The 25,515-nt window shown below is 72.6% G+C and carries 25 protein-coding genes; 16 read left to right on the top strand and 9 right to left on the bottom strand.

Annotation, left to right across the window (positions count from 1 at the left end; translation table 11 throughout):
- The first annotated feature begins 8 nt into the window (after window positions 1–8).
- The 7 genes from LXN57_RS28050 to LXN57_RS28020 are packed head-to-tail and all read left to right on the top strand — an operon-like array spanning window position 9 to window position 6,246.
- Window positions 9–1,388 carry a preATP grasp domain-containing protein gene (locus LXN57_RS28050; protein WP_251801214.1) on the top strand — a complete coding sequence of 460 codons (1,380 nt, stop codon included), beginning with the start codon at window positions 9–11 and terminating at the stop codon, window positions 1,386–1,388.
- Window positions 1,385–2,656, top strand: coding sequence for a diaminopimelate decarboxylase (lysA, locus tag LXN57_RS28045; RefSeq protein ID WP_251801213.1), 1,272 nt, complete (start codon window positions 1,385–1,387; stop codon window positions 2,654–2,656). Before LXN57_RS28050 ends, lysA begins: the two co-directional genes overlap by 4 nt.
- A gap of 23 nt (window positions 2,657–2,679) precedes the next feature.
- Window positions 2,680–2,955 carry an acyl carrier protein gene (locus LXN57_RS28040; protein WP_251801212.1) on the top strand — a complete coding sequence of 92 codons (276 nt, stop codon included), beginning with the start codon at window positions 2,680–2,682 and terminating at the stop codon, window positions 2,953–2,955.
- A 4-nt stretch (window positions 2,956–2,959) separates the two neighbouring features.
- Window positions 2,960–3,793 (top strand): hypothetical protein, encoded by an 834-nt coding sequence (locus LXN57_RS28035; RefSeq protein WP_251801211.1) that lies wholly within the window; start codon window positions 2,960–2,962, stop codon window positions 3,791–3,793.
- Complete coding sequence (locus LXN57_RS28030) at window positions 3,790–4,437, top strand: hypothetical protein (protein ID WP_251801210.1); 648 nt, start codon at window positions 3,790–3,792, stop codon at window positions 4,435–4,437. Before LXN57_RS28035 ends, LXN57_RS28030 begins: the two co-directional genes overlap by 4 nt.
- Window positions 4,437–5,594 carry an acyl-CoA dehydrogenase family protein gene (locus LXN57_RS28025; protein WP_251801209.1) on the top strand — a complete coding sequence of 386 codons (1,158 nt, stop codon included), beginning with the start codon at window positions 4,437–4,439 and terminating at the stop codon, window positions 5,592–5,594. Before LXN57_RS28030 ends, LXN57_RS28025 begins: the two co-directional genes overlap by 1 nt.
- Window positions 5,587–6,246, top strand: a complete 660-nt coding sequence (locus LXN57_RS28020; RefSeq protein ID WP_251801208.1) for a 4'-phosphopantetheinyl transferase family protein — start codon at window positions 5,587–5,589, stop codon at window positions 6,244–6,246. Before LXN57_RS28025 ends, LXN57_RS28020 begins: the two co-directional genes overlap by 8 nt.
- Before the next feature lie 60 nt (window positions 6,247–6,306).
- Here LXN57_RS28020 and LXN57_RS28015 read toward each other — a convergent pair whose 3' ends face one another.
- The gene (locus LXN57_RS28015; protein ID WP_251801207.1) at window positions 6,307–7,386 is read right to left on the bottom strand and encodes an inositol-3-phosphate synthase; all 1,080 of its coding nucleotides are present in this window, start codon (window positions 7,384–7,386) and stop codon (window positions 6,307–6,309) included.
- 168 nt (window positions 7,387–7,554) lie between these two features.
- On the opposite strand from LXN57_RS28015, the gene LXN57_RS28010 reads away from it, so the two are divergent.
- The 3 genes from LXN57_RS28010 (at window position 7,555) to LXN57_RS28000 (ending at window position 11,653) form a co-directional block, all read left to right on the top strand.
- Window positions 7,555–8,730, top strand: coding sequence for a sensor histidine kinase (locus LXN57_RS28010; protein WP_251801206.1), 1,176 nt, complete (start codon window positions 7,555–7,557; stop codon window positions 8,728–8,730).
- Between the two features lie 26 nt (window positions 8,731–8,756).
- Window positions 8,757–9,422 (top strand): response regulator, encoded by a 666-nt coding sequence (locus tag LXN57_RS28005; protein ID WP_251801205.1) that lies wholly within the window; start codon window positions 8,757–8,759, stop codon window positions 9,420–9,422.
- A 125-nt stretch (window positions 9,423–9,547) separates the two neighbouring features.
- Complete coding sequence (locus LXN57_RS28000) at window positions 9,548–11,653, top strand: MMPL family transporter (RefSeq protein WP_251801204.1); 2,106 nt, start codon at window positions 9,548–9,550, stop codon at window positions 11,651–11,653.
- A 55-nt stretch (window positions 11,654–11,708) separates the two neighbouring features.
- Here LXN57_RS28000 and LXN57_RS27995 read toward each other — a convergent pair whose 3' ends face one another.
- From LXN57_RS27995 to LXN57_RS27980, 4 genes are read right to left on the bottom strand one after another with little or no spacing between them, the layout of a single operon-like run.
- A complete protein-coding gene (locus tag LXN57_RS27995; protein WP_251801203.1) occupies window positions 11,709–13,145 on the bottom strand; it encodes a condensation domain-containing protein in 1,437 nt (478 codons plus the stop codon).
- Entirely contained in the window at window positions 13,133–13,828 is a 696-nt protein-coding gene (locus LXN57_RS27990) for a hypothetical protein (protein WP_251801202.1), read from the bottom strand. The genes LXN57_RS27995 and LXN57_RS27990 overlap by 13 nt, the downstream gene beginning before the upstream one ends.
- A complete protein-coding gene (locus tag LXN57_RS27985; protein ID WP_251801201.1) occupies window positions 13,825–15,030 on the bottom strand; it encodes a hypothetical protein in 1,206 nt (401 codons plus the stop codon). Before LXN57_RS27985 ends, LXN57_RS27990 begins: the two co-directional genes overlap by 4 nt.
- Window positions 15,027–16,379, bottom strand: coding sequence for an MATE family efflux transporter (locus LXN57_RS27980; protein WP_251801200.1), 1,353 nt, complete (start codon window positions 16,377–16,379; stop codon window positions 15,027–15,029). The genes LXN57_RS27985 and LXN57_RS27980 overlap by 4 nt, the downstream gene beginning before the upstream one ends.
- Window positions 16,380–16,623: 244 nt before the next feature.
- Here LXN57_RS27980 and LXN57_RS27975 point away from each other — a divergent pair, with 244 nt between their 5' ends.
- Window positions 16,624–17,634: an alpha/beta hydrolase gene (locus LXN57_RS27975; protein WP_251801199.1), complete on the top strand. Its 1,011-nt coding sequence runs from the start codon at window positions 16,624–16,626 to the stop codon at window positions 17,632–17,634.
- 347 nt (window positions 17,635–17,981) lie between these two features.
- On the opposite strand, the gene LXN57_RS27970 is transcribed toward LXN57_RS27975, so the two are convergent.
- From LXN57_RS27970 to LXN57_RS27960, 3 genes are read right to left on the bottom strand one after another with little or no spacing between them, the layout of a single operon-like run.
- Window positions 17,982–18,932: a VWA domain-containing protein gene (locus LXN57_RS27970; RefSeq protein ID WP_251801198.1), complete on the bottom strand. Its 951-nt coding sequence runs from the start codon at window positions 18,930–18,932 to the stop codon at window positions 17,982–17,984.
- Window positions 18,929–19,915, bottom strand: coding sequence for a DUF58 domain-containing protein (locus LXN57_RS27965; protein ID WP_251801197.1), 987 nt, complete (start codon window positions 19,913–19,915; stop codon window positions 18,929–18,931). Before LXN57_RS27965 ends, LXN57_RS27970 begins: the two co-directional genes overlap by 4 nt.
- The gene (locus LXN57_RS27960) at window positions 19,897–21,024 is read right to left on the bottom strand and encodes an AAA family ATPase (RefSeq protein ID WP_251801196.1); all 1,128 of its coding nucleotides are present in this window, start codon (window positions 21,022–21,024) and stop codon (window positions 19,897–19,899) included. The genes LXN57_RS27965 and LXN57_RS27960 overlap by 19 nt, the downstream gene beginning before the upstream one ends.
- Window positions 21,025–21,279: 255 nt before the next feature.
- On the opposite strand from LXN57_RS27960, the gene LXN57_RS27955 reads away from it, so the two are divergent.
- Genes LXN57_RS27955 through LXN57_RS27940 form a run of 4 tightly spaced genes read left to right on the top strand, consistent with a single transcriptional unit; the run spans window position 21,280 to window position 23,838 of the window.
- Window positions 21,280–21,525 carry a hypothetical protein gene (locus LXN57_RS27955; protein ID WP_251801195.1) on the top strand — a complete coding sequence of 82 codons (246 nt, stop codon included), beginning with the start codon at window positions 21,280–21,282 and terminating at the stop codon, window positions 21,523–21,525.
- A gap of 9 nt (window positions 21,526–21,534) precedes the next feature.
- The gene (locus tag LXN57_RS27950) at window positions 21,535–22,029 is read left to right on the top strand and encodes a PH domain-containing protein (protein ID WP_251801194.1); all 495 of its coding nucleotides are present in this window, start codon (window positions 21,535–21,537) and stop codon (window positions 22,027–22,029) included.
- Window positions 22,026–23,423 carry a PH domain-containing protein gene (locus tag LXN57_RS27945; RefSeq protein ID WP_251801193.1) on the top strand — a complete coding sequence of 466 codons (1,398 nt, stop codon included), beginning with the start codon at window positions 22,026–22,028 and terminating at the stop codon, window positions 23,421–23,423. Before LXN57_RS27950 ends, LXN57_RS27945 begins: the two co-directional genes overlap by 4 nt.
- Before the next feature lie 25 nt (window positions 23,424–23,448).
- Window positions 23,449–23,838: a thioesterase family protein gene (locus tag LXN57_RS27940; RefSeq protein ID WP_221381750.1), complete on the top strand. Its 390-nt coding sequence runs from the start codon at window positions 23,449–23,451 to the stop codon at window positions 23,836–23,838.
- Here the strand turns inward: LXN57_RS27940 and LXN57_RS27935 are convergent.
- Window positions 23,831–24,769, bottom strand: a complete 939-nt coding sequence (locus LXN57_RS27935) for a carbohydrate kinase family protein (protein WP_251801192.1) — start codon at window positions 24,767–24,769, stop codon at window positions 23,831–23,833. The two genes, LXN57_RS27940 and LXN57_RS27935, sit on opposite strands and share 8 nt — an antisense overlap.
- Window positions 24,770–24,865: 96 nt before the next feature.
- Here LXN57_RS27935 and LXN57_RS27930 point away from each other — a divergent pair, with 96 nt between their 5' ends.
- On the top strand, window positions 24,866–25,513 hold the full coding sequence (locus LXN57_RS27930; RefSeq protein ID WP_251801191.1) for a superoxide dismutase family protein: 648 nt from the start codon (window positions 24,866–24,868) through the stop codon (window positions 25,511–25,513).
- Window positions 25,514–25,515: the final 2 nt, after the last annotated feature.

Genomic DNA, 25,515 nt, shown 5'->3' with positions numbered 1-25,515 from the left:
GGGACGAGATGACAACCGTACGGGAACCTTTCGTGCGCCGGCTGCGGACGGCGTTGCTCGGCGCCGAGCCGACCAGCCTGCTGTTCGTCGGCAACTTCGAGGTCGAGCAGCGCTGGGGCAGCGACGAGCCCGGCCTGCCCCGGGTGGCGCTCACCGCCGGGGATGCGGTGGTGAACCGGATGGACGAGTTCACCCTGCTGCTCGCCGGCCCGGACGACTACGTGCTGCTCAAGGACGAGCCGGACGCGGACCACCTGGCGTACCTGGAGTCGCTCGGCGCGGCCCGGCCCCACCTGCTGACCACCGACCAGCAGGACCCGCACCGCACGGTCACCCAGGACGCGTTGCTCAGCCCCGCCCTGCTGGCCCGGCTGACCGGTCTGGCCGGCAAGGTCGCGCTTTTCCCGCACGGCGTGTCCGTGGACGAGGAAGAACTGGCGGCCCGCACCGGCCTGACCCTGGCCGGGTCGCCCGCGGCCACCTGCAAGGCGGTCAACGGCAAGATCTACAGTCGGCGGATCGCCACCGAGCTCGGGCTGCGCCAGTCCACCGGCTGGACCTGTGAGTCGATGGCGGAGCTGGACGCGGCCGTGGAGCAGGCCCACGGCCTTCTGCGGGCGGGATGCCCGGTGGTGCTCAAGGACTCGTACGGGGTGTCCGGGAAGGGACTGCTGCTGGTCCGGGACGCGGCACGGCTGGATCAGATCCACCGTAAGTTGCGCCGCCGGGCCGAGCGCTCCGGGGACAACCGGCTGGCGCTGGTGCTGGAGGAGTGGGTCGCCAAGACAACCGACCTGAACTACCAATTCACCGTCGGCCGGGACGGCTCGGTGCAGTTCGACTTCGTCAAGGAGGCGGTCACCGAGAACGGCGTCCACAAGGGACACCGCATGCCGGCCCGCCTGAACGAGAGCCAACTGGCAGTGGTGACCGAGAGCGCCACCGCGCTCGGCCGCCGGCTCGCGGCGGACGGCTACCACGGCGTGGTCGGGGTGGACGCGATGGTCGACCCCGAAGGCGGGCTCTACCCGGTGGTCGAGATCAACGCCCGCAACAACATGTCCACCTACCAGGTCGGACTTCAGGAACGCTACGTGCCGCCGGGCTGGTGCGCGCTCGCTCGCCAGTACCCGGTGCGCCTGACCCGGCCGCTGCCGTTCGCCGCGGTGCGCGACGCGCTCGGGCCGTGGCTCCTGCGCGCCGCCGGCGACGCCGGGATGGTGGTGCAGAACTTCTCGACGGTGAACGCCGCGGTGCGCGAGGGCGCCGGGCCGGCCGATGGACGCCTGTACGGCTTCCTCATCGCGCCGACCACCGACGAGCTGATGGCGATGGACGGCGAGATCGCGGGCCGGCTGGCGGCCGCGGCGGAAGGAGCACGGCCATGACCGGGGAGACGACGATCCAGGGCATCCCGATGTCCGAGCTGGCCGACCGGTTCGGCACACCGCTCTACGTCTACGACGGGGACAGCCTGCGCGAGCAGTATCAGGGCCTGCGCGACCGGCTGGACCCGGCGCTGGAGATGTTCTATTCGCTCAAGGCCAACCCGAACCTCGCCGTCTGCGCGCTCCTGCACTCGGTCGGGGCCCGGGCCGAGGTGTCGTCGATGACCGAGTTGCGCACCGCGCTCATGGCCGGGGTGGCTCCCGGCAACATCATCTTCCTCGGTCCCGGCAAGAGCCGGGCCGAGCTCGAGGCGTGCCTCGACGAGGGCGTCTACGCCGTGGTCTGCGAGTCGTTCGGCGAGCTCGGCCTGCTCGACGAGCTGGCCCGGGAACGCGGGGTCGAGGCGCCGGTGATGCTCCGGGTCAACCCGACCTTCGCGGTGAAGGGCTCCGGGCTGACCATGGGCGGCAAGGCCCGCCAGTTCGGGATCGACGAGCTGCGCCTGTTCGACGAGCCGGATCTGGTGAAGAACCACCCGGGGCTGCGGGTGCTGGGAGTGCACGCCTACATGGGCACCCGCATCCTGGACCCCGGCGTGATCGCCGAGAACGCGCGCCGGATCATCGACCTGGCCGAGCGCCTGGCCGAGCGGCTGGACTTCCCGCTCGAGGTGGTCGATGTCGGCGGCGGCCTCGGGGTGGCGTACTTCCCGAACGAGTCCGACCTCGACCCGCGGGCGGTCGCCGAGCTGCTCAACCCCGTGATCGAGCGATTCCGGGCCGCGCACCCGCAAGCCCGGCTGCTGCTGGAGCTCGGCCGCTATCTGGCCGGCCCGAGCGGCACCTACGTCACCCGGGTGCGGTACGTGAAGACGTCGATGGACGAGCGGTTCGCGGTCACCGACGGCGGCACCAACCACCACATGGCGGCCGTCGGGATCGGGTCGTTCGTCAAGCGCAACTTCCCGATGCGACTGCTCAACCGGTCCGGCGACGACGCGGGCCCGTGGAACGTCACCGGACCGCTGTGCACCCCGAACGACACCGTCGGCCGCAACGTGGAGTTGCCCGAACTGCAGCCCGGCGACCTCGTCGGCGTGCTGCGCTCCGGCGCGTACGGCCCCAGCGCCTCCCCCGTTCTGTTCCTCAGCCACGGCCATCCCGCCGAGGTGCTCGTGGACGGCGGGGTGGCCCGGCTGGTCCGCCGCCGCGACACCGTCGAGGACCTCCTCGGCCCGCAGATCTTCGCCCCTGCCACCCAACCCTGACCCACGCACAGGAGGACACAGCCATGACCATGGCCTCGGAAGCGACCGTCGACCGCGCGGCGGTGGTCGGCCACGTGATCGACGCGGTCGTCGCGGTGCTGAACCGCGACGACGTCGAACTGACCGAACGAACCCGGCTGATGGACGACCTCGGCCTGGACTCCACCAACGTCCTCGAGCTGCTGATGCACCTGGAGGACAAGCTGGACGCCGTCATCGACTCGGACACGTTGGAGCAGCACCACTTCGAGACGGTCGGCACGCTCGCCGACTACGTCCTCGAGCAGGGTCTGGCCTGACCCGATGTTCCTGTCGACCGCTCCGGCCGCGACCACCCGCACGGGCCGGCTCCGGCCGGCCCAGGTGATCGTCCGCCGCTTCGCTCCCGCCCCGGATCCCTACCAGGACGATCCGCTGCTGGAGGAATACCTGTCGGACATGACCGCGCTGTACGACCGCCGGTTCCGCCGGGACCGGCACGCGGCTTCGAGCCGGGTCCCCTTCACCGAGATGGCGGACCAGCTGGTCCGTGATCTGGAGACGCCCGGCCCGGTCGACCTCGTCGTCCTCGCGCACGCCACCCCGGACGCCGACCCGCGCCGGGTCACCGCCTGTTACCTCAACGAACAGTTGCCGGGCGACCCGCTGGCCTTCGCGGTCTCCGACCAGGGGCCGGTCGCGCCGTTCACTGCCCTGCGGCTGCTGGGCACGTACTCCGGCGACTTCCCCGGCTGCCGGGCGCTGCTGCTGGTCATGGAGCAGACCACGATTCCGTACGACGTGACCGGCGCCCGCTATCCGCTGCCGCTCCACGACATCGGCGTGGCCATGGTGCTGGAGCCGGCCGGCTCCGACGGCATCGCCGTGCACCAGTGCCCTGATGTCGCCCCCGAGGCGACCGGGGCCCTGCTGCGCGAGCTGGTGCCGGCGGAGATTCCCCTGATCACCGGTCCCGGCCTGGCCGGCGGCGCCCCGGCGACCACGGTGCGTGACCTCGGCGCGGCCGGCGTCTGGGCGGAGTACGCGCATCGCCGGGCCGGCGTCTCCGGACCGGTCGCGGTCGCCGATCGCGACCCGGTCTCGGGCACCGTCTGCGTCGCCGTCCTGCCCGCCCCCGACGAGGAGGCCGTGCCGTGAGCGTCGAGACGGCTCGCCGCACGGCCCGGGAGCACGGGCTCACAGCCACGCTCGCCGGGCTGCACGACGGCCTGCCGGAGCCGACGCTCACCTGCGGACCGACCGGCTGCTGCGTGCTGCCCGAACCCGTGCTCCGCGACGCCCGCCGGGTCTGGAACGGCGGCGCCGTAGCCGTGCTCGACCCGGCCCGGGTCGAGCGGCTGGGCACGGTGGAGACCCCGGAGGGCCCGCTCGCCGCCGTCCGCTACCGGGGCGAAACCGAGCCGGCCGGCGACCCGGCGCCCTGGCCGGCCTGGGTGGCCCGGCTGGCCGGGCTGCGGCTCGGGTTGTCCGAGGCGCTGCTCGACAGCACGATCGTCCACCTCGGCAGCCGCCGAGCGGGCGACACCGCCCTGCTGCTCCAGCAGATGGTCAAGGGAACGCTGGCCGACGTGGTGACCGAGCAGATCGAGGTCCGGACGTCGCTGACCGGGGTGCGGCCGCCGATCGAGACGCTGGCCGACCTGCACCGGCAGATCACCCAGGCCGACCGGATGCTGCTGCGACTGCTGGGCGCGGGCGGCTTCACCATGGCCGGGCCCGGATCGCTGGTCAACGCCTCGGAGTTGCTGGCCGACGCGTGGCTCGGTGGAGGGGAGAACTGATGATCGAATTGGACGAACGGCTCAGCACGGCCCGCGGGCACGCCCGGGACTGGGCCCGCGACCTTCGCTCGACCGCGCTGGAGCTGGACCGCGACCCGGACACCGTGCACCGCTGTCTGGAGAATCCGGCCGTACGCCACCTGTCCACCATGCTGATCCCGGAGCCCTGGCTGCCGGACCGCCCGCTGATCGGCGGCTACCGGTTCGACGGCATGACCGCGATGGAGCGGGTGGTGTTCGCCGAGGAGATCGCGGCCGGCGACGCCGGCATGATGCTCGCCGCGCCCGGCCCCTCGCTGTCCGGCGTGCTGATCGACCTGCTGGCCGACCGGGACCAGAAGGAGTGGTTCTACGGCCGGATGCTGGCCGCCCCGACCTGGACCTTCTTCGCGCTGACGGAACCCGAGCACGGCTCGGACGCGGGCGCCATGCAGACGGCGCTCGAGCCCGACGGCGAGGGCGGGCTGCTCCTGCGCGGGGCCAAGCGCTACATCGGCAACGGGACGCGGGCCTCGGTCGGCGTCGTGTTCGCGCGCGACCGCCCCGGCCCGTTGGGCGCCACCGCCGTGCTCGTGGAGACCACCGCGCCCGGGTTCAAGGCCGAGCCGATCCCGACCGTCGGGCTCCGGGGCGCGCAGCTCAGCGCGATCTGGCTCGACCAGGTGCCGGTTCCGGCCGAGCGGGTGCTGGGGCGCCACCTCAGCCCCACCCGGCGGGGTGTGTGGAGCGGTGTGCAGATGTTCAACCGGCTGCGGCCCGGGGTGGCGGCGATCGCGCTGGGCATCGCCCGCTCCGCCCACGAATACGTCGCCGAGCACCGTCTTTCCCTGTCCAAGGCCGAGCGGTCACGCTGGGAGCGGACCGGCCGGCGCATCGCCGGAGTCCGGCAGCTCATCCTGCGGGCCGCGGCCGTCGTGGACGCCCGGCCGTCCGACGGACATCTCGCCTCGGCGGCGAAGGCCCGCGCGGCCCGGCTCGCCGAGGAGGTGACGCTGGAAGCGCTGGACTACTTCGGACCAGGAGCGCGGCTGACCCAGCCGATGCTGGACAAGCTGGTCCGCGACGCGCGTGGCGTCGAGTTCATGGAAGGCACTGGCAACATCCAGCGGCTCAACACCTTCCAGGGCCTGCTGCAGGGCAAGCTCGATCGTGACTGAACCGGACGTCGTCGACGTCTGGACCGTCCCGCTCGACCGGACCGCCGACGCCGCCCGGTGGCTCACCGCCGACGATCGGCGGCGGGCCGGCGGCATCGGCGATCCGGACATGCTCCGGCGCTTCGTCGTGGCCCACGCCGCGCTGAACGCGATCCTCGCCGGCCGGCTCGGCCTCCGGCCGGCGGATCTGCCGTTTCGCCGCACCGAACGGGGCCGGCCTTGGCTGGCCGGAGTCCCGGTGCACTTCAGCCTCGCCCACGCGGGCGAAGTGGCCCTGGTCGCGGTGGCCGGGCGGGAGCTCGGGGTGGACGTGGACCATCCCCGCCCCGGGCTCGACCCGCGGCGGATGGCGGCCCGCTTCTTCACCGCCGAGGAGGCGTCCGACGTGGCCGCGGCCGGGGCGGGCGCATATCGCACGTACCTGCGTCTGTGGACCCGCAAGGAGGCCTGCGTCAAGGCCGCCGGCGCGCGGCTGGCCCTGGGTCTGCGGCTGCCGGTGGCCGGCGCGGTGGTGCGCGATCCGTCGGGCCGGCTGACCGGCTGCTACTTCGTCCGCGACCTGCCCGCCGATGGCGAGCATGTCGGCGCGGTGGCGCTGGCCGGAACGGAGCCGGCGTCGTGCCGGGTGTACCGCTTCGACCGGGACATCTAGACCGTACGCGCGACAGGGGAGAACCGGAAACCGGTTCTCCCCTGTTCAGCTTCTCCGCTGCTAGCGCTCGATCTCGCCCCGGATGAACCGTTCGACGGCGTCCCGGGCGGTGGTGTCGTCGTACTGCTCGGCCGGCGACTTCATGAAGTACGAGGAGGCGGCTAGGAGCGGCCCGCCGATCCCCCGGTCCTTGGCGATCTTGGCGGCCCGCACCGCATCGATGATCACCCCGGCCGAGTTGGGCGAGTCCCAGACCTCGAGCTTGTACTCGAGCTGCAGGGGCACGTCGCCGAACGCCCGGCCCTCCAACCGGACCAGCGCGTACTTGCGGTCCTCGAGGAACGGCACGTAGTCGCTCGGTCCGATGTGGACGTCACTGGCCGCCATCTCGCGCGGCACCTGGGACGTGACGGCCCGGGTCTTCGAGATCTTCTTCGAGGCCAGCCGCTTGCGCTCCAGCATGTTCATGAAGTCCATGTTGCCGCCGAAGTTGAGCTGGTACGTCCGCTCGAGCCGGACCCCGCGGTCCTCGAAGAGCTTCGCCAGCACCCGGTGCGTGATGGTGGCGCCGACCTGTGACTTGATGTCATCGCCGACGATCGGCACGCCGGCCTCGGTGAACCGCGCCGCCCAGGCCGGATCCGAGGCGATGAAGACGGGCAGGGCGTTGACGAACGCCACCCCGGACTCCAGGGCGCACTGCGCGTAGAACCGATCGGCCTCGTCCGAGCCCACCGGCAGATACGACACCAGGACGTCGGCCCCCGACTCGCGCAACGTCCGGACGACGTCGACGGCCCGCTGGTCGGACTCGTCGATCACTTCCCGGTAGTACTCGCCGAGGCCGTCCAGGGTGGGACCGCGGCGGACGACGACCCCGGACGGCGGAACGTCGCAGATCTTGATGGTGTTGTTCCCGCTCGCGACGATGGCCTCGGAAAGGTCCTGGCCCACCTTCTTCGCGTCCACGTCGAACGCCGCGACGAACTCGACGTCACCGACGTGGTACTCGCCGAAGACGACGTGCATGAGACCGGGAACGGAGTCGTCTGGCAGCGCGTTCCGGTAATACTCGACGCCCTGCACCAGCGATGCCGCACAGTTGCCGACCCCGGCGATGGCGACGCGGACTGTGCTCACGTGGTGTCTCCTTCTCTTCGGAAGACTTCATCCAACTGGCCCGCCCATCGGGTCATCCACCTCCATGTCTTAAACAAGACATGGAGGCCGGCGGGTGCGCTCGGGGCCGGGGCGGGGGGCCTTCGACCGGCATACTGAGACCGACCCCCGCCCTGTCAGGAGCCGCCCGTGCCGCTGCCCTCGTACCTGCCGGCGGCCGCCCGCTCGTGGCCCAGACTGCCGGCGGCTGCCCGCTCGTGGCCCAGGCGCCTGCCACGCAACGCGCAGCCGTGGGTGGACGGGCTGATCGCCGTCGGCGTGTTCGTCGCCACCGCCCTGCCCGTGCTGCTCTCGCCGGACGGGCAGTGGTGGCACCTGATCGCGGCCGCCCTGGCGTCGCTGCCGCTGTTCTGGCGTCGCCGGGCCCCGCTGCTGACCACCGCGACAGTGGGCGCGGCGATCAGCGTGCTCGGGCTGGCCCACCAGCTGCCCCCGTTGCCGTTCGGGTCGCTCGTCGCGACGTACACGTTCGCGCTGCTGAGTCCCTCCCCGTGGCGGCAGACCGCGATCGTGGTGCAGTCGGTGGCGGTGGTGGTGTCGCTGATCATCCCGGGCGAGGACCCGGCGACCTTCGGGTACGTGGGCATGGCGTACGTGGCGGCCTACAGCCTGGGCGTCGGGGCCCGCGGCCGCGGCGACCGGATCGCCATGCTGGAGGAGCGGGCGGCCCGGGTCGAGGAGGAGCGGGCGGCCGCGGCGGCCCGGGACCGCAACCGGATCGCGCGCGAGGTGCACGACATCGTCGCGCACACCGTCGCCGTCATGGTGGTGCAGGCCGAGGCCGGGCCCGTGGTCACCCGCAACGATCCGGAGCGGGCCGAGAAGACCTTCGAGGTGATCGCGGAGAGCGGCCGGACGGCGATCGCCCAGCTGCGCCGTTCGCTGGCCGCGCTGCGCTCGGCCGACGGCGACGGACCGGCCCGCCCCGGTCCCGGCCTGGCCGATGTGCCCGGCATGCTCGAGGAGGCCCGGCGCAGCGGCCTGGAGGTGACCCTGCGCCGGCAGGGCGAGCAGCGGGCGCCGTCGACCGAGGCGGACGCGACCGCCTTCCGCGTGGTCCAGGAGGCGCTGACCAACACCATCCGGCACGCGCACGCGTCGAATGTGGACGTGCTGATCGAGTTCACCCCACGCGACATCCGCCTCACGGTCGCCGACGACGGCACCGGCGCGGCTGACATCAGCGGTGGGTACGGGATGATGGGCATGCGGGAGCGGGTCACCGCGTGCGGCGGCGAACTGCGGGTCGGTCCGGGTCCCACCGGCGCCGGGTTCGTGGTGCACGCCGTTCTTCCGACCGAGTGAGCCGTGATTCGAGGAGTGCTGCCGGCATGTTGCGCATCGTGGTCGTCGACGATCAGGAACTGGTGCGGGGCGGCTTCGCCATGATCCTCGACGCCGAGGAGGACATGACGGTGGTCGGCGAGGCGGCCGACGGTCTGGAGGCGCTCCGGGTGGTGGCCGAGAAGCGCCCGGACGTCGTGGTGATGGACGTCCGGATGGACGGCCCGATCGACGGCATCGAGGCCACCCGGCGGATCTGCGCGACCACCGACGCGCGGGTGCTCATCCTGACCACCTTCGACGTCGACGAGCACGTGCACGACGCGCTGCGGGCGGGCGCGAACGGCTTCCTCCTCAAGACCATGCGCCGGGCCGAGCTGGTCGACGCCGTCCGGATCGTGGCGGAGGGCGAAGCCCTGCTGGCGCCGACGGTGACCCGCCGGGTGATCGCCGACCTGCTGCGCCGGCCGCACGCGGCGCTGCGCCCGCCGGCCCTGCTGGACGAGCTGACCGCCCGGGAGAGGGAGACGCTGCGCCTGATCGCCCGCGGACTGTCCAATGCCGAGATCGCCGCCCGCCTGACCGTCAGCGACCACACCGTCAAGACCCACGTCAGCAATGTGCTGACCAAACTCGGCCTGCGCGACCGGGTCCAGGCGGTGGTCTTCTCGTACGAGGCGGGCCTGATCAGCCCGGGTGAGGCGCTCGACTGAGGCGTCCGCCCCGAACGGGCTCCCCCGCGCGGGTGAGAGCGGACTTCACTCTCGTCGGCGATCCGCCCGCCGAGCCGGGTCAGCACGATGACAGGACAGAGATTTTCCTGTCTGAGGAGCTTGCGATGATCCGTGCCGTTACCCGTTTCGCACGCAGGCGTCCCGCCTTCGTGCTCGTCATCTGGCTGGTGATCGCCGCGGCCGGCTTCACGGTCGGCAACGGTGTCTTCGCCCGGATGACCACCACCGTCGGCGCCATCCCGGGCAGCGAGTCGCAGCAGGGAGCCAAGGCGATCGGCGACGCGAAGCTGTCCCCACCGGTGATCAACGCGGTGATCAGCGGCAGGCCGACCACTGACCCGGCCTTCCGCAGCGCGGTCACCGGCGCGGTCACGCAGCTGCGCGGCATCGACGGCGTGCTCAACGTCAACGACCCGTTCGGGCCGAAGGCGCCGGTCGCCTCCGACAGCCGGGCGGTGCTGGTCGGTGTGGAGCTGGCGCACAACGGCGACCTCCTGGCCGACAAGGTGCAGAAGGAGCTGACCGGCATCACCGGCGCGACCGTGGTGGTCTCCGGTGGCCCGCTCACCGACCGCGAGTTCAACAACCAGGCCACCTCGGACACCCGGCGCGCCGAGATCATCTCCGCCCCGCTGCTGTTGCTGCTGTTGCTCCTGGTGTTCATGTCCCTCATAGCGGCCGGCCTGCCGCTGCTGATCGCTCTGGTCGGCGTGGGCGGCACCTTCACCGCGCTGCTGGTGATGAGCTTCTTCACCGACGTCTCGATCTACTCGATCCAGGTCACCACGATGCTCGCCATCGGCCTCGGTGTGGACTACGCCCTGCTGATGGTCAGCCGGTTCCGGGAGGAACGGGCGGAGATCGCCGATCCGGCCGAGGCGCTCGCTCGCGCCTCGGAGAAGGCCGGCCGGACCATCGTCTTCTCCGGCCTCACGGTCGCGGTCAGCCTGGTCAGTCTGGTGGCCTTCGCCGACCCGTTCCTCCGGTCGATCGGCGTGGCCGGCGCCGCGGTGGTGCTGATCGACATGCTCGCCGCCATCACCCTGCTGCCCGCACTGCTCCAGCTGCTGCGTAACAAGATCAAGCCGGCCCGTGGGGGCCGGCGCGAACGGGGCCGCATCTTCGCCTCGGTTGCGCGCGGCGTGCAGAGGATGCCCGCGCTGACGGTGTTCCTGGTGCTGATCGGCCTGATCGTGGCCGGTCTGTCGCTGACCGGCCTGCGGCTGGACACCAGCAATCCGAAGTCGCTGCCCGCCGACAGCGCGACCCGGCAGCTCACCGAGGCGCTGCGGCAGCACTTCCCCGAGCAGGCGGGCCCGAGCGCCATCACGGTGGCCGCACGGACTTCCCCGGACAGTCCCGAACTGGCCGAGCTCCAGCGGCAGATCGCGGCGGTGCCCGGAGTCGCGGCGGTCAACCCGGGCCGCAGCGGGGGCGGCCTGACCGTGCTGCAGGCCACCCCGGAGCACCCGACGAGCAGCCCGGACACCGCGCGGGCGGTGCGTGACATCCGCGACCTCGAAGCGCCCTTCACCGTGCAGGTGACAGGGGACGCGGCCCGGCTGGTCGACTACAAGCAGGAGCTGCGCGACCGGCTCCCGATCGTCGGTGGCATCGTCCTGCTCGCCACCTTCGTGCTGCTGCTGGCCTTCACCCGGTCCGTGCTGATCCCGCTCAAGGCGCTGATCACCAACCTGCTGAGCCTGGTCGCCGCGCTCGGCGTGGTGGTCTGGGTCTTCCAGGACGGGCACCTGACCGGACTGCTCGGCGCCGAACAACAGGACGGGATCGACCTGACCGTCCCGGTCGTGGTGGGCGCGATCGCGTTCGGCCTCGCCACCGACTACGAGATCTTCGTCCTCTCCCGGATCCGGGAACGCCGGCTGGCCGGAGCCGGCCCGGACCAGTCCGTGCGGGAGGGCCTGCAACGCAGCGGCGGCATCGTGACCGCGGCCGCCCTGCTCCTCGCGGTCACCTTCGCCGGGTTCATGACCGGCGGATTCGCGCCCATCAAGGAGGTCGGCCTGGGGCTGGTGCTGGCTGTCCTGATCGATGCCGTGATCGTCCGGATGCTGCTGGTGCCGGCGACGATGACGCTCCTCGGGCGCGCCGCCTGGTGGGCCCCCCGCTTCCTGGGCGGCCGGCCGCTGGGGTCCCCCGCTCCGCCGGCCGACTCCGAACCGGAGATGGTCACCGCCGCCCGGCGATGAAAAACCCGGGGCGGGGCAGCATGCGCTGCCCCGCCCCGGTCCCCGGCGAGATCCGTCAGCTCGCGGCCGCCACACGGTCCGGCAGGCCGGCCGCCCCGGCCACGTCGGAAAGGAGAAGGTCGGTGTCGAGCAGGCGCACGAGCAAGCGGTCCACGCCCGTGAGCACGGCCCGGATGGTCTCCGGCGGCAGCAGCGTGGTGTCCGCGAGCAGCGTCCAGCGCAACCGGCCGGGAACGTCGAGCACGTCACCGAGCTCCATGAAGAACGACGAACCGGCCGCCCGGCGCTCGGTCCACCGGAAGCGCGGCTCGGCGAGCTCCCGAGCGACCGACTCCCGGTCGGGCGGCTCGGCGGCCGCGGCCGGCTCCAGGCCCGCCCGCATGTCGTTGAAGAAACACCGGATCTCGGGCTCGGCCCCGCGCCGGCGGCTCACCTCGTCCACCGCCGCCCAACCGTCGACGGGATCGAAGCGGCCGTGCCGGAACGCCCGCATCGCGGCGCCCCAGCAGTGCCGCACCAGGTCGGAGAAGGCCGGACCGGTCAGATCCACGACGGTGGGCATGTGCTGGGTCAGGGTGCCGACCGAAGCACGCTGGGCCGCCGTGGTGCGGTTCCCGGTGACCAGCAACAGCCCGCACCGGTCGGCGCCGGCCACCGCGCCCAGCAGGGCCGAGGTCAACGCCAGCGCGATCGTGGCGGTGCTGGTCCGGTACCGGTCGGCCATCAGCCCCAACGCGGATCCGGAGATCGACGAGTCGACGACCCCGCGCCAGTACCGGGGCTCGGCCGCCGGCACCGGCGCGAGCCCGGCGAAGTTGTCCAGCGGCGCCGCCGTCAGCTGGCGGCGCAGGTGGGCCACGGCGGCCGCGCTGAGCGCGCGCCCGCGGTCCGAGCGCTCGAAGGCGGCCAGATCGGCCGGCTGCACCATGGCCGGCGGGTCCGGATCGGGCCGGCCCGCCGCCCGGGCCGTCAGCAGCTCGGCCAGGACCCGGGCGGCCAGCCGGCTGCTCTGCAGGTCGGCCACCAGGTGCGAGACGCAGAGGACCAGGGCCCGCGGCACGCCCCGGTGGACGCAGACGAGCACTCGCAGCGGCAGGTCCCGCTGATGGTCGAAGGGGGCCGCCTCGAGCTGCTCGTCCAGCTTCCGCGCCCCGGCCGCGAATTCGTCGGCCGGACCGTCGTCCGACCAGACCACGACCGGGACGGTGCCGGCCGCCAGGACCTCCTGGACCAGGACGCCGTTCTCCCGCGGGAACCTCGTACGCAGTGCCTCGTACCGGCCGACCAACGCCCCGACCGCGGCGAACACGTCGGCCGTTCGTACCCCGGCGGGGATCAGCACCGGGACGGTCACGTTGTAGGCCGTCCCGGGCGGCATCCGCCGCATGTCACGCTCCACCAGCACCTGCCCCCACGTCAGTTGCCCGGTGATCGCCCGCGATCCGGTGAACGGAACCTCGCGCCGGCGCACGTCGGTGGTCAGGCTCGGCATGTCGCGTACCCCCCGAGGGTCCGGGCCGCGGTGGTCCGGCGGACGGCCAGGTACGAGTCGTTCCACCGGCCCAGGTCGGCGTCGGAGGCGTGCGGGCCCACAAAACGCGCGGTGAGTGAGTCACGGTAGGCGCCCCACGTGGCGGCCGGGCCGACCGGCCGGCTGGCCGCCGGGACGGTGCAGTCGGACCGATCCGGGAAGCTGTCCGTTCCTTCGTCCAGCAGCGCCTCCAGCCAGTCCTCCTGCCGGTCGAGCTCGGCCAGCGCGGCGCCCAGCGACAGCCCCGGCAGCTCGGTGAGGGCAACCCCACGGCTGCGGAATCCGTTGGCCACGACCGGGCCGAACCGCTCGATCGCGAGGGCCACCGGCAGCACCGCGCGCGGCGCGAACCATTCGCAACCCAGCACGGTCATCGCGGGCAGGTCGCCGGGGCCGGGCTCGCCGGCCTCGGTGATCCGCCATTCGGCGAAGGGCAGCGGGATGCCGGCCGACCGGAACGCGGCCGCGTCGGCCCCGCACACCGGGCAGGGCAGGATCCGGACCGCCATCGGCGGCGCCGGCGGCCGGATCACTCCGGGCGGCTGGTCGGCCGGCACGAGGAAGTGCGCCGCGACCTCGCGGCGCGCCATCCGTTCGACCAGAGTGTCCAGCGCCGGGCCGGAAGTGGTGGCCAGAGTCGTCATGCGGGTTCCTCTCCATGAGGGCCGGCCGGTGCGCCGGCCGCGACGAAGGGGGCCGTGCCGCCGCGGCGCAGCCCGAGGGCGACCGCCGCCGCGCCGAGGTCGATCAGCGCCGCGCGACCGGCCGCGTCGAGTGCCCCGGCGTCGGCCGCGGTCAGTCCGGAGCCGGCCCAGGACGCCACGGCGGCCCGGATCGTGCTGTCCCGAGCGGGTGCCAGCGGTGCGGGCAGGCTCTCGCGCACCCGCGCCGCGTCCAGGCCGAGCAGGTATCCGGCGGCCCACAGCTCCATGGCCGGCCGGGGCGGCGGCCGCAGACCGTCCAGGGTGTCCAGGTGGGCCGCCAGTCCGGCGGTGACCTCACGCCCGCTGACCCCGATCAGGTCGCACCAGTCGTCCCAGTACCAGCAGAACTCGTTGCCCCCCGGTTCACCGGTATGCGGCCGGAGCAGCCGGATCAGGCACCGCGAGTCCTTGACCTGCACCATGTACTCGTCGTGCCGCCGGTAGCGCGACCGGGCGGCCAGGGCGGCGTCGGTCCGTGGATCGACGTCCCAGTGGGCGGCGGACGGCGTCGGCGGCGCGGCCCACACGGTGGCGTGGTGCCGGCCGCCGTGACCGTCGACCAGCGTGGGCATTCCCCGGTTGTCGGCCAGGTGGGGCACCGTGGCGAGCATCGGCAGGTCCCGCTCACGGCAGAACCGGGCGATCATCTGATCGTCGTCGGTGACCTCGTCCGGTATCGGGGCGAGATAGGCGGCCAGCTCCGCGGCGGTCCCGGCCGGCAGGAGCAGTGCCAGCGCGGGAGTCCACTCCATCGGCGACAACGGCGCCCAGGGCGATCCCACCACCGCGGCCAGCCGGGACAGATAGCTGTTCTGCGGGCTGCTCCAGTCGGTGTAGAGCGCGATGCCGGCCGCCGGCCGCCGGGCGACGGCGTCAGCCACACGGTCGGCGAACCCGGCGACGAGCCGGGCGTCATCCTGAAGCACCAGGTGATGAGTGGCTCCATCGGCGATCGCGGCCCAAGCCACCTTGGCCGTCCGCAACGGACTGCGGACCGCGTCCGGCGCCGGGTCCGGAACGATCCGCGCGGACAGCGGCCGGCACGCCTCGACGATCCGGTCCGCGGCGCCGCCGCGGACCGGATGGTGCATGATCGCCACACTGAGGCGGACCTCCTCCGCCCGCCACACCGGTCCGCTCATGAGGCTTCCACCCGGCTGATCCGACGGACGTGACGCCACGTGATCAGCGGCACGATGAGCACGCCGCAGAGGTTGAGCGCCGCTATGGTCCAGTAGAGCGCCGACGGGTCGTGCTGGGTGCGTGCCATGATGCTGCCCAGCACGACCATGCCGCCGAAGTACGGCACGTTGAGCAGCAACGCGATCAGCCCGCCGCCGACCTGCTCGACGAGCAGCAGCGTCATCACGTTCAGGCCCAGGCAGAAGTAGGTCAGACCGACGATCGCCAGGAAGGTCACCGTCTCCGCGGACACCGCCGGGTCGTCCGCGAGCAGCTCGGCCAGCGGTTCCCGGCCGAGCCAGATCGCGGCGGCCAGCACGGCGTACACGACCGCGGTCAGGCGCAGACCGGCGCGCAGGACCGCCGGCCCGTCGCCGTGCCGCCCGGCGCCCCGCAGCTGATTCAGCACGATCGCCGTGGCGGACCCGAGCGCCGAGGCGGGCACGATCAGCAGGTTCTGCAGCGCGCCGGCAGCCGAGTAACCGGACACCACATCCGTTCCGAACGGGCCGAGGGCCCACAGCAGACCCGCCCCGGCGACAGCCATGACGATGAACGACACGGCGACCGGCAACCCCACGGAGGTCAGCCGCCCGATCGCCTCGGACCGCCAGACCATCGGCCCGCGGACCTGCCAGAGACCGCAGCGGTAGACCTGCACCGCGCCGACCGTGAGGGCAGCCACACCACCGGCCGCGATGGCGATCGGCAGGGAGAACACCCCGAGATCCGTGCCGAAGCCCAGGATCGCGACGCCCGCCACCTCCACGGTGGCGCCGGTCAGCACCACCGCCGCCGCCGAGCGCGGGCGGCCCTGCCCGCGCAAGCTCGACGAGAGCAGCACCGTCGGGAAGAAGATGAGATTGGCCAGGGCGGCCCAGCGGGTGAAGGCGACGAATTCACCGGCCGAGGCCTCCGGAACGCTCAGCAGCGACGCCAGGCCGGGGGCCGCGACCATCAGGGCCACGCTGACCGCCCCCCACACGGCCAGGCCGATCCGGGCCATGCTGGCCGCGACCGGCAGCACGTCCTGCGACCGGCCCGCACCGCGGCTCACCGACGCCGCCACCTGGTTGCTCACGTCGAAGCCGACCTGCAGCGCGGCGAAGAGAAGCGCCAGCGGCACATAGAGCGATCGCACATACATGGCTTCGGTGCTGATCCTGGCCATCAGCGCGATCACCACCACCGGAACCAGCACACCGGCCGCTTCCCCCAAGGCGATCGCGGTGGCGAGGCGGCGGATCTGGCCCGGACCGGTCCAGACGACTGCGGCCGGCGCCGACGGACTGGTTTCCTGGGTGCTCACGACGGCACCGCCGCCGGAACACCGGCGACTGGACACACGGGCATGAGCCACCTCCATTTTGGATGCACGAGTGTTCCGACCGTAGGTCGGCGCGAATCCGGCTCACAAGCTGCCCGATGGGCTATGCCCATGGAGACGGCGCGGCCCGGGAGGCCGGGCTGAGCAGGGTCATACCTGGGTGGCACTCGCGATTGCGGTCCCTGGTGTGACGTGCCGAGGGACACCTCGGCCCGACGCTGCGGCCATGCGAATCCTGCCGCTCGCGATCGTCCTGATCAGCTTCGCCGCCCTCGCGCTGCCAATCCCCGCGCGCCCACGCCAAACGTCCGACACCAACCCCGCCGCCAACGCCGACGACGCCGCCGCCCCACCCAGGGTGGGCAGCCTAGCGGAGCCCGGAAAATCGTGGCGTCCGTTGTCCACAGGCGTGCCGGTCCGCAGCGGCCCGTTCCAGGTCTCGCTCGTCGCCACCTACCGCGCGACCGCGACCCGCATGCTCGCCGCCGGCTGCCCCTACGCCACCTGGGCCGCTCAGGGCCGCCACTTCCTCTTCTTCGACCCGGCCGGCCACGGCCGCGCCGCCGAGGTTCTCGGCGACCTCGGGACCGCCACCCGGGTCGCCGTCCTGATTCCCGGTGTCGACACCACACTCACCGACTTCGACCGGGGACTCGGTGGCGTGCCCCGGCGTGCTCCCGGGGTGCAGGCCCGCGCCCTGCACGACCTGCTCGCCAAGCGCGACCCGCACACCGCCGTCATCGCCTGGCTCGGCTACGACGCGCCCGACGGCATCGGTCTGGCCGCCGCCACCGAGGGCCGCGCCCGCGACGGCGCCGCCGCTCTCACCACCTTCGTGCGCGACCTGCTGCCCGAGAAACACGTCACCCTGATCGGCCACAGCTACGGGTCCATCGTCGCCGGGCTCGCCGCCAAGGATCTGCCTGAGGTGGCCGACGTCGTCACGCTCGGCGCGCCCGGCATCGGCGTCGACCGGGCCGGCGAGCTCGGTGGCGCGCGGGTCTGGTCGGCGCTCGCCCCGACCGATTGGATCCGCCGCATTCCGCAGGTTCGCGTGCTGGGGCTGGGGCTGGGGCGCCGGCCCACGTCGCCTGACTTCGGCGCGTACGCCCTGCCCACCGACGGTGTCGCCGGGCACGACTGCTATCTCGTGCCGGGCAGTTCCACGTTGCGAGCCGTGGCCGGGGTCGTCCTGTCGGGTGGTCCTCGACACGACTTGCCGGGCCGCGTTTCTTAGCAGCGTCTTAAGGGGTACAGTTCCGGGCGGTCCTGACGCCGAACGACTTGTTGGAGGTGATCGCTGTGCGAGATAGCGATCCTCCTAGTCGTGGCCGGGCCGCCCGTCAGCGGGCCTGACCGCTGACCTCTCTCAACCCCGCATCGCCCCGTTCCCGGGGTTCAGTCGTGTGCGCCGCGACGACGACGCGTGGGTGCCGGCCGCGACGTGACGTGCGCTGATAACGCCCGGTCACCAGCGGAAGAAGCCTCCGATGAAGAACCTCATCGCACCCCTGACCTTCACGGTCGCCGCGGTCTACGTGGTCGTCCTGTTCGTCCTCGCCCACAGCATGCCCTGACCGCGGGTCAGGGCAGCCGGGACGTCCAGATCAGCGACAGACCGGCCGCCGCCAGGCCGAGCAGCAACGCCAGCCCGGCATACCACTGCGTCACCTCGCGGGGCTCCACGCGGTGCCCGATCGAGCTGCCCATGTCCTCGTACACCTGCTTGAGCTCGCTGACCGAGGCCGCCTCGTAGAAGTAGCCCTCCGTCTTCTCGGCCAGCTGCTGCAACGACAAGCGGTCGACCGGCACCCGCTGCAGGGCCCCGCGGATGTCGACCACGCCGGCGTCCGTGCCGAAGGCGATCGTCGACACCGGCACGTTGGCCTGGGAGGCGGCCGTAGCGGCGTCCTCGACCGAGCGGCCCGACGTGCGGTAGCCGTCCGACAGCAGCACGATCCGGGCCGGGGGCGCGCCGGCGGCGCCGTCGGCGGGCACCGAGCGGATCGCGTCGAGCGAGGTGAAGACCGCCTCGCCGGTGGCGGTCGCCTCGGCCAGGGTGAGGCCGTCGATCGCCGAGATCACCTCGGACCGGTCCTTGGTCGGCGAGACGAGCACGTTGGCCGCCTTCGCGAACGACACCAGGCCCAGGTTGTAGGTGGGCGGGAGTTCGTTGACGAACGCCTTCGCCGCCTCCTGGGCCGCCTCGATGCGGTTGGGGGCCACGTCGTCGGCCTCCATCGAGAGCGACACGTCGATCGCCAGCATCACCGTGGCCCGTTCGAGCGGCTGTTCCTTGTCGACCGACGGACGGGCCAGGGCCGCCCCGAGAGTCAGCAGGGAGAGCAGCAACGCCGCCGCCGAGATGTGCCGGCGCCAGCCCAGGCCCTTGGGGGCGAGGGTGCGTAGCAGGTCGACGTTGGTGAACCGCATCGCGTACGTGCGTTTGCGGAACTGCCGCCACGTGTAGAGGCCGGCCAGGGCCAGCACCGGCAGCAGCGCCAGGAGCCACCACGGCTCGAGGAATCGGATCATCGGGTGGTCCCCCGGGTGCGTGCGTGTCGTTGGGCGGCCACGAAGCGGACTATGTCCAGCAGCCAGTCGGTGTCGGTGCGCAGGCGCAGGTGGGCGGCGCCGGCCGCGCGCAGGGCGGCGGCGATGGCGCCGCGCTGCTCGGCCGCCGCTTCGGCGTACCGGTGTCGCAGTTTGGCGTCGGCGGTCTGCACCTCGTGCAGTTCGCCGGTCTCGGGGTCGGCCAGGGCGAGCACGCCGACGTCGGGCAGTTCCAGCTCGCGGGGGTCGACGACCTCGATGGCGAGCACGTCGTGCCGGACGCCGAGCTTGCGGACAGGCCGGGACCAGCCGTCGACCGGCGCCATGAAGTCGGAGATCACGACGGCCACCCCGCGGCGGCGGGGCGGCCGGTTGAGCAGGTCGATCAGGGCGCCGAGGTCGGTGCGCCCGGGCCGGATCTGCGTGCCGGCGATCGCCCGCAGCAGACCCTGGGCCTCCTTGCGCCCGGGCCGGGCGGGCAGGCGGATCACGGGCGCGGCGGGCGGGGCTTCGGCCGTACGACGCCGGAAGCGGCCCGGCGACTTCGCGACGCCGGAGCCGGTGCCGACGACCGCGCCGATCCTGTTTCCCCCGCGTACGGTCAGGTGGGCCATCGCCGTGGCGGCGGCCAGCACCAGATCGCTCTTCAGGTATTTCGCGGTGCCGAAGTCGAGGCTGGCGCTCAGGTCGATCGCCATCCACGTCTCGAGCTCGCGGTCGGCGACCGTGCGGCGCACGTGCGGCAGAGTGGTGCGAGCCGTGACCGGCCAGTCCATGCGGCGCACGTCGTCGCCCGGACGGTATTCCCGGGACTCGCCGGCCTCGCTGCCGGGGCCGGGCAGCAGGCCCGCGTAGTCGCCCTGGAGCAGCCCGTCGAGTTTGCGGGTGACCAGAAGCTGGAGGCGGGAGAGGACGGCCTCGGCCCGGGCCGTGCCGGCCTCGCCGCCTAGTGCTGTGCCGGCCATACCGCACCGGACTGCGGGGCGTGGGGCTGCGGCCCGCCGCTGACGGGGGCGACCGGGTGGGTGCCGTTGGGCGACGTGCCCTGCCGGGCCGCCACCGAGGGCAGCGGGACGCTCTGCATGATGCGGGCGACGATGTGGTCGGCCGGGATGTCGTCGGCCAGCGCGTCGTAGCTGAGCACCAGGCGGTGGCGCAGGATGTCGGGCGCGATGTCCTGCACGTCCTGCGGGAGCGCGTAGTCGCGGCCGCGCAGCAGGGCCAGGGCCCGGGTCGCGCGGACGATGCCCAGCGAGGCGCGCGGGCTGGCCCCGTACTGGATCAGCTGGGCCACGTCGGGCATGCCGTGCTGCGCCGGGGCGCGGGTGGCCAGCACCAGCCGGACCGTGTAGTCGACCAGGGCGTTGTGCACGAAGACCTGGTCGGCGCGGCGCTGCAGGCCGAGCAGGTCTTCGGTGGTGAAGACCGTCTTGGGTTCGGGGGCGCTCACGCCCATCCGGTAGACGATCTCGCGTTCCTCGGCGTCGGTGGGATAGCCGACCAGGATCTTCATGAGGAAGCGGTCGCGCTGGGCCTCGGGCAGCGGGTAGACACCCTCCTGCTCGATCGGGTTCTGGGTGGCCATGACCAGGAACGGCGTGGGCACCTCGTGGGTCTGCCCGCCGATCGACACCTGATGTTCGGCCATGACCTCGAGCAGCGCCGACTGCACCTTGGCCGGGGCCCGGTTGATCTCGTCGGCGAGCAGGAAGTTGACGAACACCGGGCCCAGCTCGACGTCGAACTTCTCGCTGGACTGACGGTAGATCCGGGTGCCGACGATGTCGGCCGGAACCAGGTCGGGGGTGAACTGGACGCGCGAGAACGAGCCGCCGACCACCCGGGCCAGCGTCTCGACCGCGAGCGTCTTGGCCACGCCGGGCACGCCCTCGAGCAGGCAGTGCCCGCGCGCGAGCAGCGCCACGAACATGCGCTCGACCATCCTGTCCTGGCCGACGATCACCCGCTTGACCTCGAACATCGCCCGCTCGAGCTGGGACGCGTCCTGTGCCGGGGGCACGGGCGCACCGGCACCGGGGTGAGTCTCGGTCTCGGGCGTGAGCGGCTGCGCCACCAGTCCTCCACAGCGGGTCGAAAAGACATTGCCGACGCTCAAGCCTTACACGACCGGCCTGAGAGCGTGCTTCTGGTGTCGCATTACGCTCCGCCGGTGCGCCTGACCATGGTCCACAGGCTTTGATCTTTCTGCGCGATACGCCGGATCGGGCACCTCCGCGGGGAGGATGCGCGGCGTCCCGAAGCGTGTAACATCGTCCCCGTCGCCGGGCGACTTCCCCCGTGGTCGCCCGGCGCTCATACTCTTAGGCACATGGATGGCCCTGCTCAGCCCGTTATGAATGGCCCCGCTGAGCCTCAGTGCTCCGCCAAAGGTTGTCGCGCCGACGCGACCTGGCAGCTTCAGTGGAACAACCCCAAGCTGCACACCCCGGACTACCGCAAAACCTGGCTGGCCTGCGACGACCACCGCGTCACGCTGGGCCAATTCCTCGAGGTCCGGGGATTCCTGCGCGAAGTGACGCCCTTCGGTACAGCAACCGATGCGAGCATCTCCTAGGCTCAAGGGGTGACCGTCGACGCCCTGACCCCCTGGCCCGACACCGTCGAATGGCGTTCGGTCTCCCCGAAGCTGATCACAGTGGAGCTGATCGTCCGCTGGAGCTGGACGGTGATCGTGGTTGCCGGCCTCTGCGTCGGCCTGGTGCTCCAGGGCCACTGGCTGTGGCGGCTCGGCATCGCCCTGGTCGTGGTCAACGCGATCTGGCGCTCGTTCGTCACCGTCCGGGCCGTGCGCGCCTGGGGCTACGCCGAACGCGATCAGGATCTTCTGGTCCGGCACGGCCTGCTGGTCCGGCGGCTCTCCATCGTCCCGTACGCGCGCATGCAGTTCGTCGATGTCACGGCCGGTCCCCTCGAACGCGCCTTCGGGCTGGCCACGGTGCAGCTGCACACCGCCGCGGCGGCCAGCGACGCGCAGATCCCCGGGCTCCCGCCGGCCGAGGCGGCTCGCCTGCGCGACCGGCTCACCACGCTCGGCGAGGACCGGGCCGAGGGCCTGTGACCGCCACCGGTCCCCCGCAACCGACCGCGCCGCCCGAGGCCGCCGTCGCCGAGCCGCGCCGCCGGCTGCACCCGCTCAGCCCGGTGCTGCACGGCGCCAAGAGCATCGCCGTGGTCGTGGCGGCCCTCTCCTGGCAGACGCTGTCGCAGGTCGGTCTCGAACGGTTCGCGCTGGTGGTGGCCGTCATCGCGGTCGCCGTGGTGGTCTTCTCGATCTTCGGCTGGCTGACCACGGGCTACCAGGTGGTCGGTCGCGAGCTGCGCATCACCGACGGCGTGATCTGGCGGCGCAACCGGGCCATCCCGCTCGAACGGCTGCAGGCGGTGGAGCTGCGGCGGCCGTTGCTGGCCCAGCTGACCGGGCTGGCCGAGCTGCGCCTCGAGGTGATCGGTGGGGGCAAGACCGAGGCGCCGCTGGCCTACCTGACGGTGCGCGAGGCATCGGCGCTCCGGCAGCGGCTTCTCGCGCTCGCCGGTCGTACGCAGGCAGCAGCGCAACCCACCGACCAGCCCGCAGACGCGGCGCCCGTCGCCCCCGCCTTCGAACGCCCATTGCTGCGGGTCAGGAACCGCGACCTGGTCGTCAGCCAGCTGCTCACCCCGCAGGCCTTCTTCCTGCCCGTCGGCGTGGCGTTCGTGGTGCTCCAGTTCGTGATGGAGGGGTCGTGGACCTTCGTCGGCATCGCCAGCACGATGACGGCGATGGCCGGCGTGCTGCTGCAGCCGGTGCGGCGGGTGCTGCAGGACTGGGACTTCCGCCTGGCCCGCGACCCCGAGGAAAGGCTCATGGTGCGCTACGGGCTGCTCGAGACGCGCAGCCAGATCGTGCCGCTCAACCGGGTGCAGGCGGTCGGCGCGACGTGGCCGCTGCTCTGGCGCGGGCAGGGCTGGCTGCACCTGCGGCTGGCCGTGGCCGGCTACGCGGGCGAGGGCGGCGACGCGAAGCGCTCCGACCGCCTGCTGCCGGTGGGCGAGTTCGACACCGCCCGCTCCCTGGTGTGGGAGGTGCTGCCCGGCGTCGACCTGGCCGCGCTGGCAACCTCGCCGCCGCCGAAGCGGGCGCGCTGGCTCAACCCGATCGCGCTGCGGTCGATCGGCGTCGGGCTGACACCCGAGGTGCTGGTGACCCGGTGGGGGCTGCTGACGCGCGAGATGCACCTGGTGCCGTACGCGCGGCTGCAGAGCGTCCGGGTCGTGCAGGGCCCCCTGCAGCGGATGCTGGGCCTGGCCACCGTGTACGCCGACACCGCGCGCGGCCGGTCCGGGCAGGCCAAGGATCGCGACCTCGCCGAGGCGTACGCGCTGGCCGCCGAACTCGCCGTGCGGGCCCGGCAGGCGCGCAAGCCGGACACCGCCACCCCCGAGGCGTATTGGCAGTCGCCCGCACAGCCCTAGGGCTTATAAGCCCTAAGCTCTTGGCATGGAGCTTCCGGAATTCCCGCCCGGTCTCAGCGCCCGGGTCGAGTTGACCGTCACCGATGCCGACACCGCGCAGGCGCTCGGGTCGGGTGACGTGCCGGTGCTGGCCACGCCGCGGGTGCTGGCGCTGGCCGAGGCCGCCACCGTCGCCGCCACCGCCCGGCACCTGCCGGGCGGTCTCACCACGGTCGGCGTCCGGGCCGAGATCAACCACCTGGTGCCCACGCCGGTCGGCGGCTCGGTGCACGCGCTGGCCACGCTGGCCAAGGCCGAGGGCCGCAAGCTGTATTTCGAGGTCGTCGTGCGGATGGGCGAGACGCTGGCGGCCGAGGTGCTGGTCGAGCGGATGATGCTCGACCGTCAGCGCTTCATCGAGAAGACCCTCAGCTGAGCGTGCCCCACCGGGCGGTCACCTCTTCGTTGGTCGGCATGGCCACGGCGCCGCCGCGGCGCTCGCAGACCAGGCCGGCCACCGCGAGGGCGAAGCGCACGTTGCGCTGCCAGCCGTCCAGGTCTTTGGGCAGGCCGTCGGCGAGCAGGCGGCGCACCAGCGCGCCCATCACCGAGTCGCCGGCGCCGGTGGCGTCGGCCGCGTCGACCTTGGGCGCGGGCAGCATCACCGCGCCCTCGCCGGCCGACACGTACGCCCCCTTCGAGCCCCACGTGACGACGACGGCCCTGGCGCCCAGGCCGCGGATGCGCTCGGCCGCCTGCTCGGGCGTCGCCCCGTCGTAGAGCACCTCGGCGTCGGCGGCGCTCAGCTTGACCAGGTCGGCGGTGGCGAAGAACTCCTCGGAGAGCTCCCGCAGGTGGGTCACGGCGGCGCCGTCCGGCAGCAGGGTGGGCCGGGCGTTGGGGTCGAAGACGCGCAGCGGCCCGGGCACCGCCCACGCGGCCCGGGCTGCGGCCCGGAACGGCTCGCGCAGCAGGCAGATCGAGCCCGTGTAGAGCACGTCGGCCCCGCTCACCATGGCCGTGTCGAGGTCGGCCGGGCCGAGCAGCGCGTAGGACGGCGGCTCGCCGTAGAACGTGAAGGTCGGTTCTGCGCCCACGAACGTGGTGACGGCCAGCGTGGTCGGCACGGCGACCCGCTTGACGCCGGCCGTGCCGACGCCGCGCTCCGTGAGGAACACGGCGAGCCGGTTGCCCAGCACGTCGTCGCTCAGCGAGCCGACGTACTGCACCTGGCCGCCGAGCCGGGTCGCCCCCACCGCGACGTTGAGTGGCGCGCCCCCGATGGCCTGGCGGTAGACCACTTCACCGTCGCGCTCGGCCTCCTGAAGGTCGATCAGCGCCTCGCCGAGCACCACCGCGTAGCCCATGCCATGCCTCCTGTGTCGTGGTGGGACCAGCCTCGCGTTCCGGCACGCGCCACGCCAGTGCTCGCGCAATATGTCCATATTTGGGATGATCGCCGGATGTTCTCACGCGCGCTCGCCCTCACCGTTCCTCTGTTCATGATCACTGGTTGCGCGAACTCGGTGCCGATCGGGCCCACCACGTCCACCTCGATGATCACCTCCGCCTCGGCCTGGACGCTCTACCAGGGCTCGCCCAGCCCCGCCCCCTCGGCCTCGTGGGCGCCCGACACGGTCGCCACCGGCACGTTCCTGCCGTTCCGGCCGGGCGCGACGGCGATCACCTACGACCCCGCAGTGGTTCCGCCGGGCGCGACGGCCACGGTCGCGGTCGCCCAGATGCCCAGGACCACCGAGGTACGGCTGGAGGCGGCCGGACTGATCCCCCGGCGCGCGTACGGGGCCCACCTGCACACCGAGCCGTGCACCGCCGTGCCCGACCAGGCCGGCCCGCATTACCAGCACCAGAAGGACCCGAAGACCCCGTCGGTCGACCCGTCCTACGCCAACCCGCGGAACGAGGTGTGGCTCGATTTCAGCGCCGACGGCTACGGCACCGCGACCGTGTCGACCGTGCAGGGCTGGACGTTCCCGGCCGGCCGCTCGGCCCGGTCGCTGATCCTGCACGCGCAGCAGACCAAGACCGCCGCCGGTGTCGCCGGCACCGCCGGACCCCGGGTGGCCTGTCTGACCCTGCCGCGGCGCTGAGT

The sequence above is a fragment of the Paractinoplanes hotanensis genome, from assembly GCF_023717965.1.
GTDB classification, from domain to species: Bacteria; Actinomycetota; Actinomycetes; order Mycobacteriales; family Micromonosporaceae; genus Actinoplanes; species Actinoplanes polyasparticus.
Note: the sequence above shows the minus strand (reverse complement) of the source record. Positions and strands in the feature narration are given on the sequence as shown.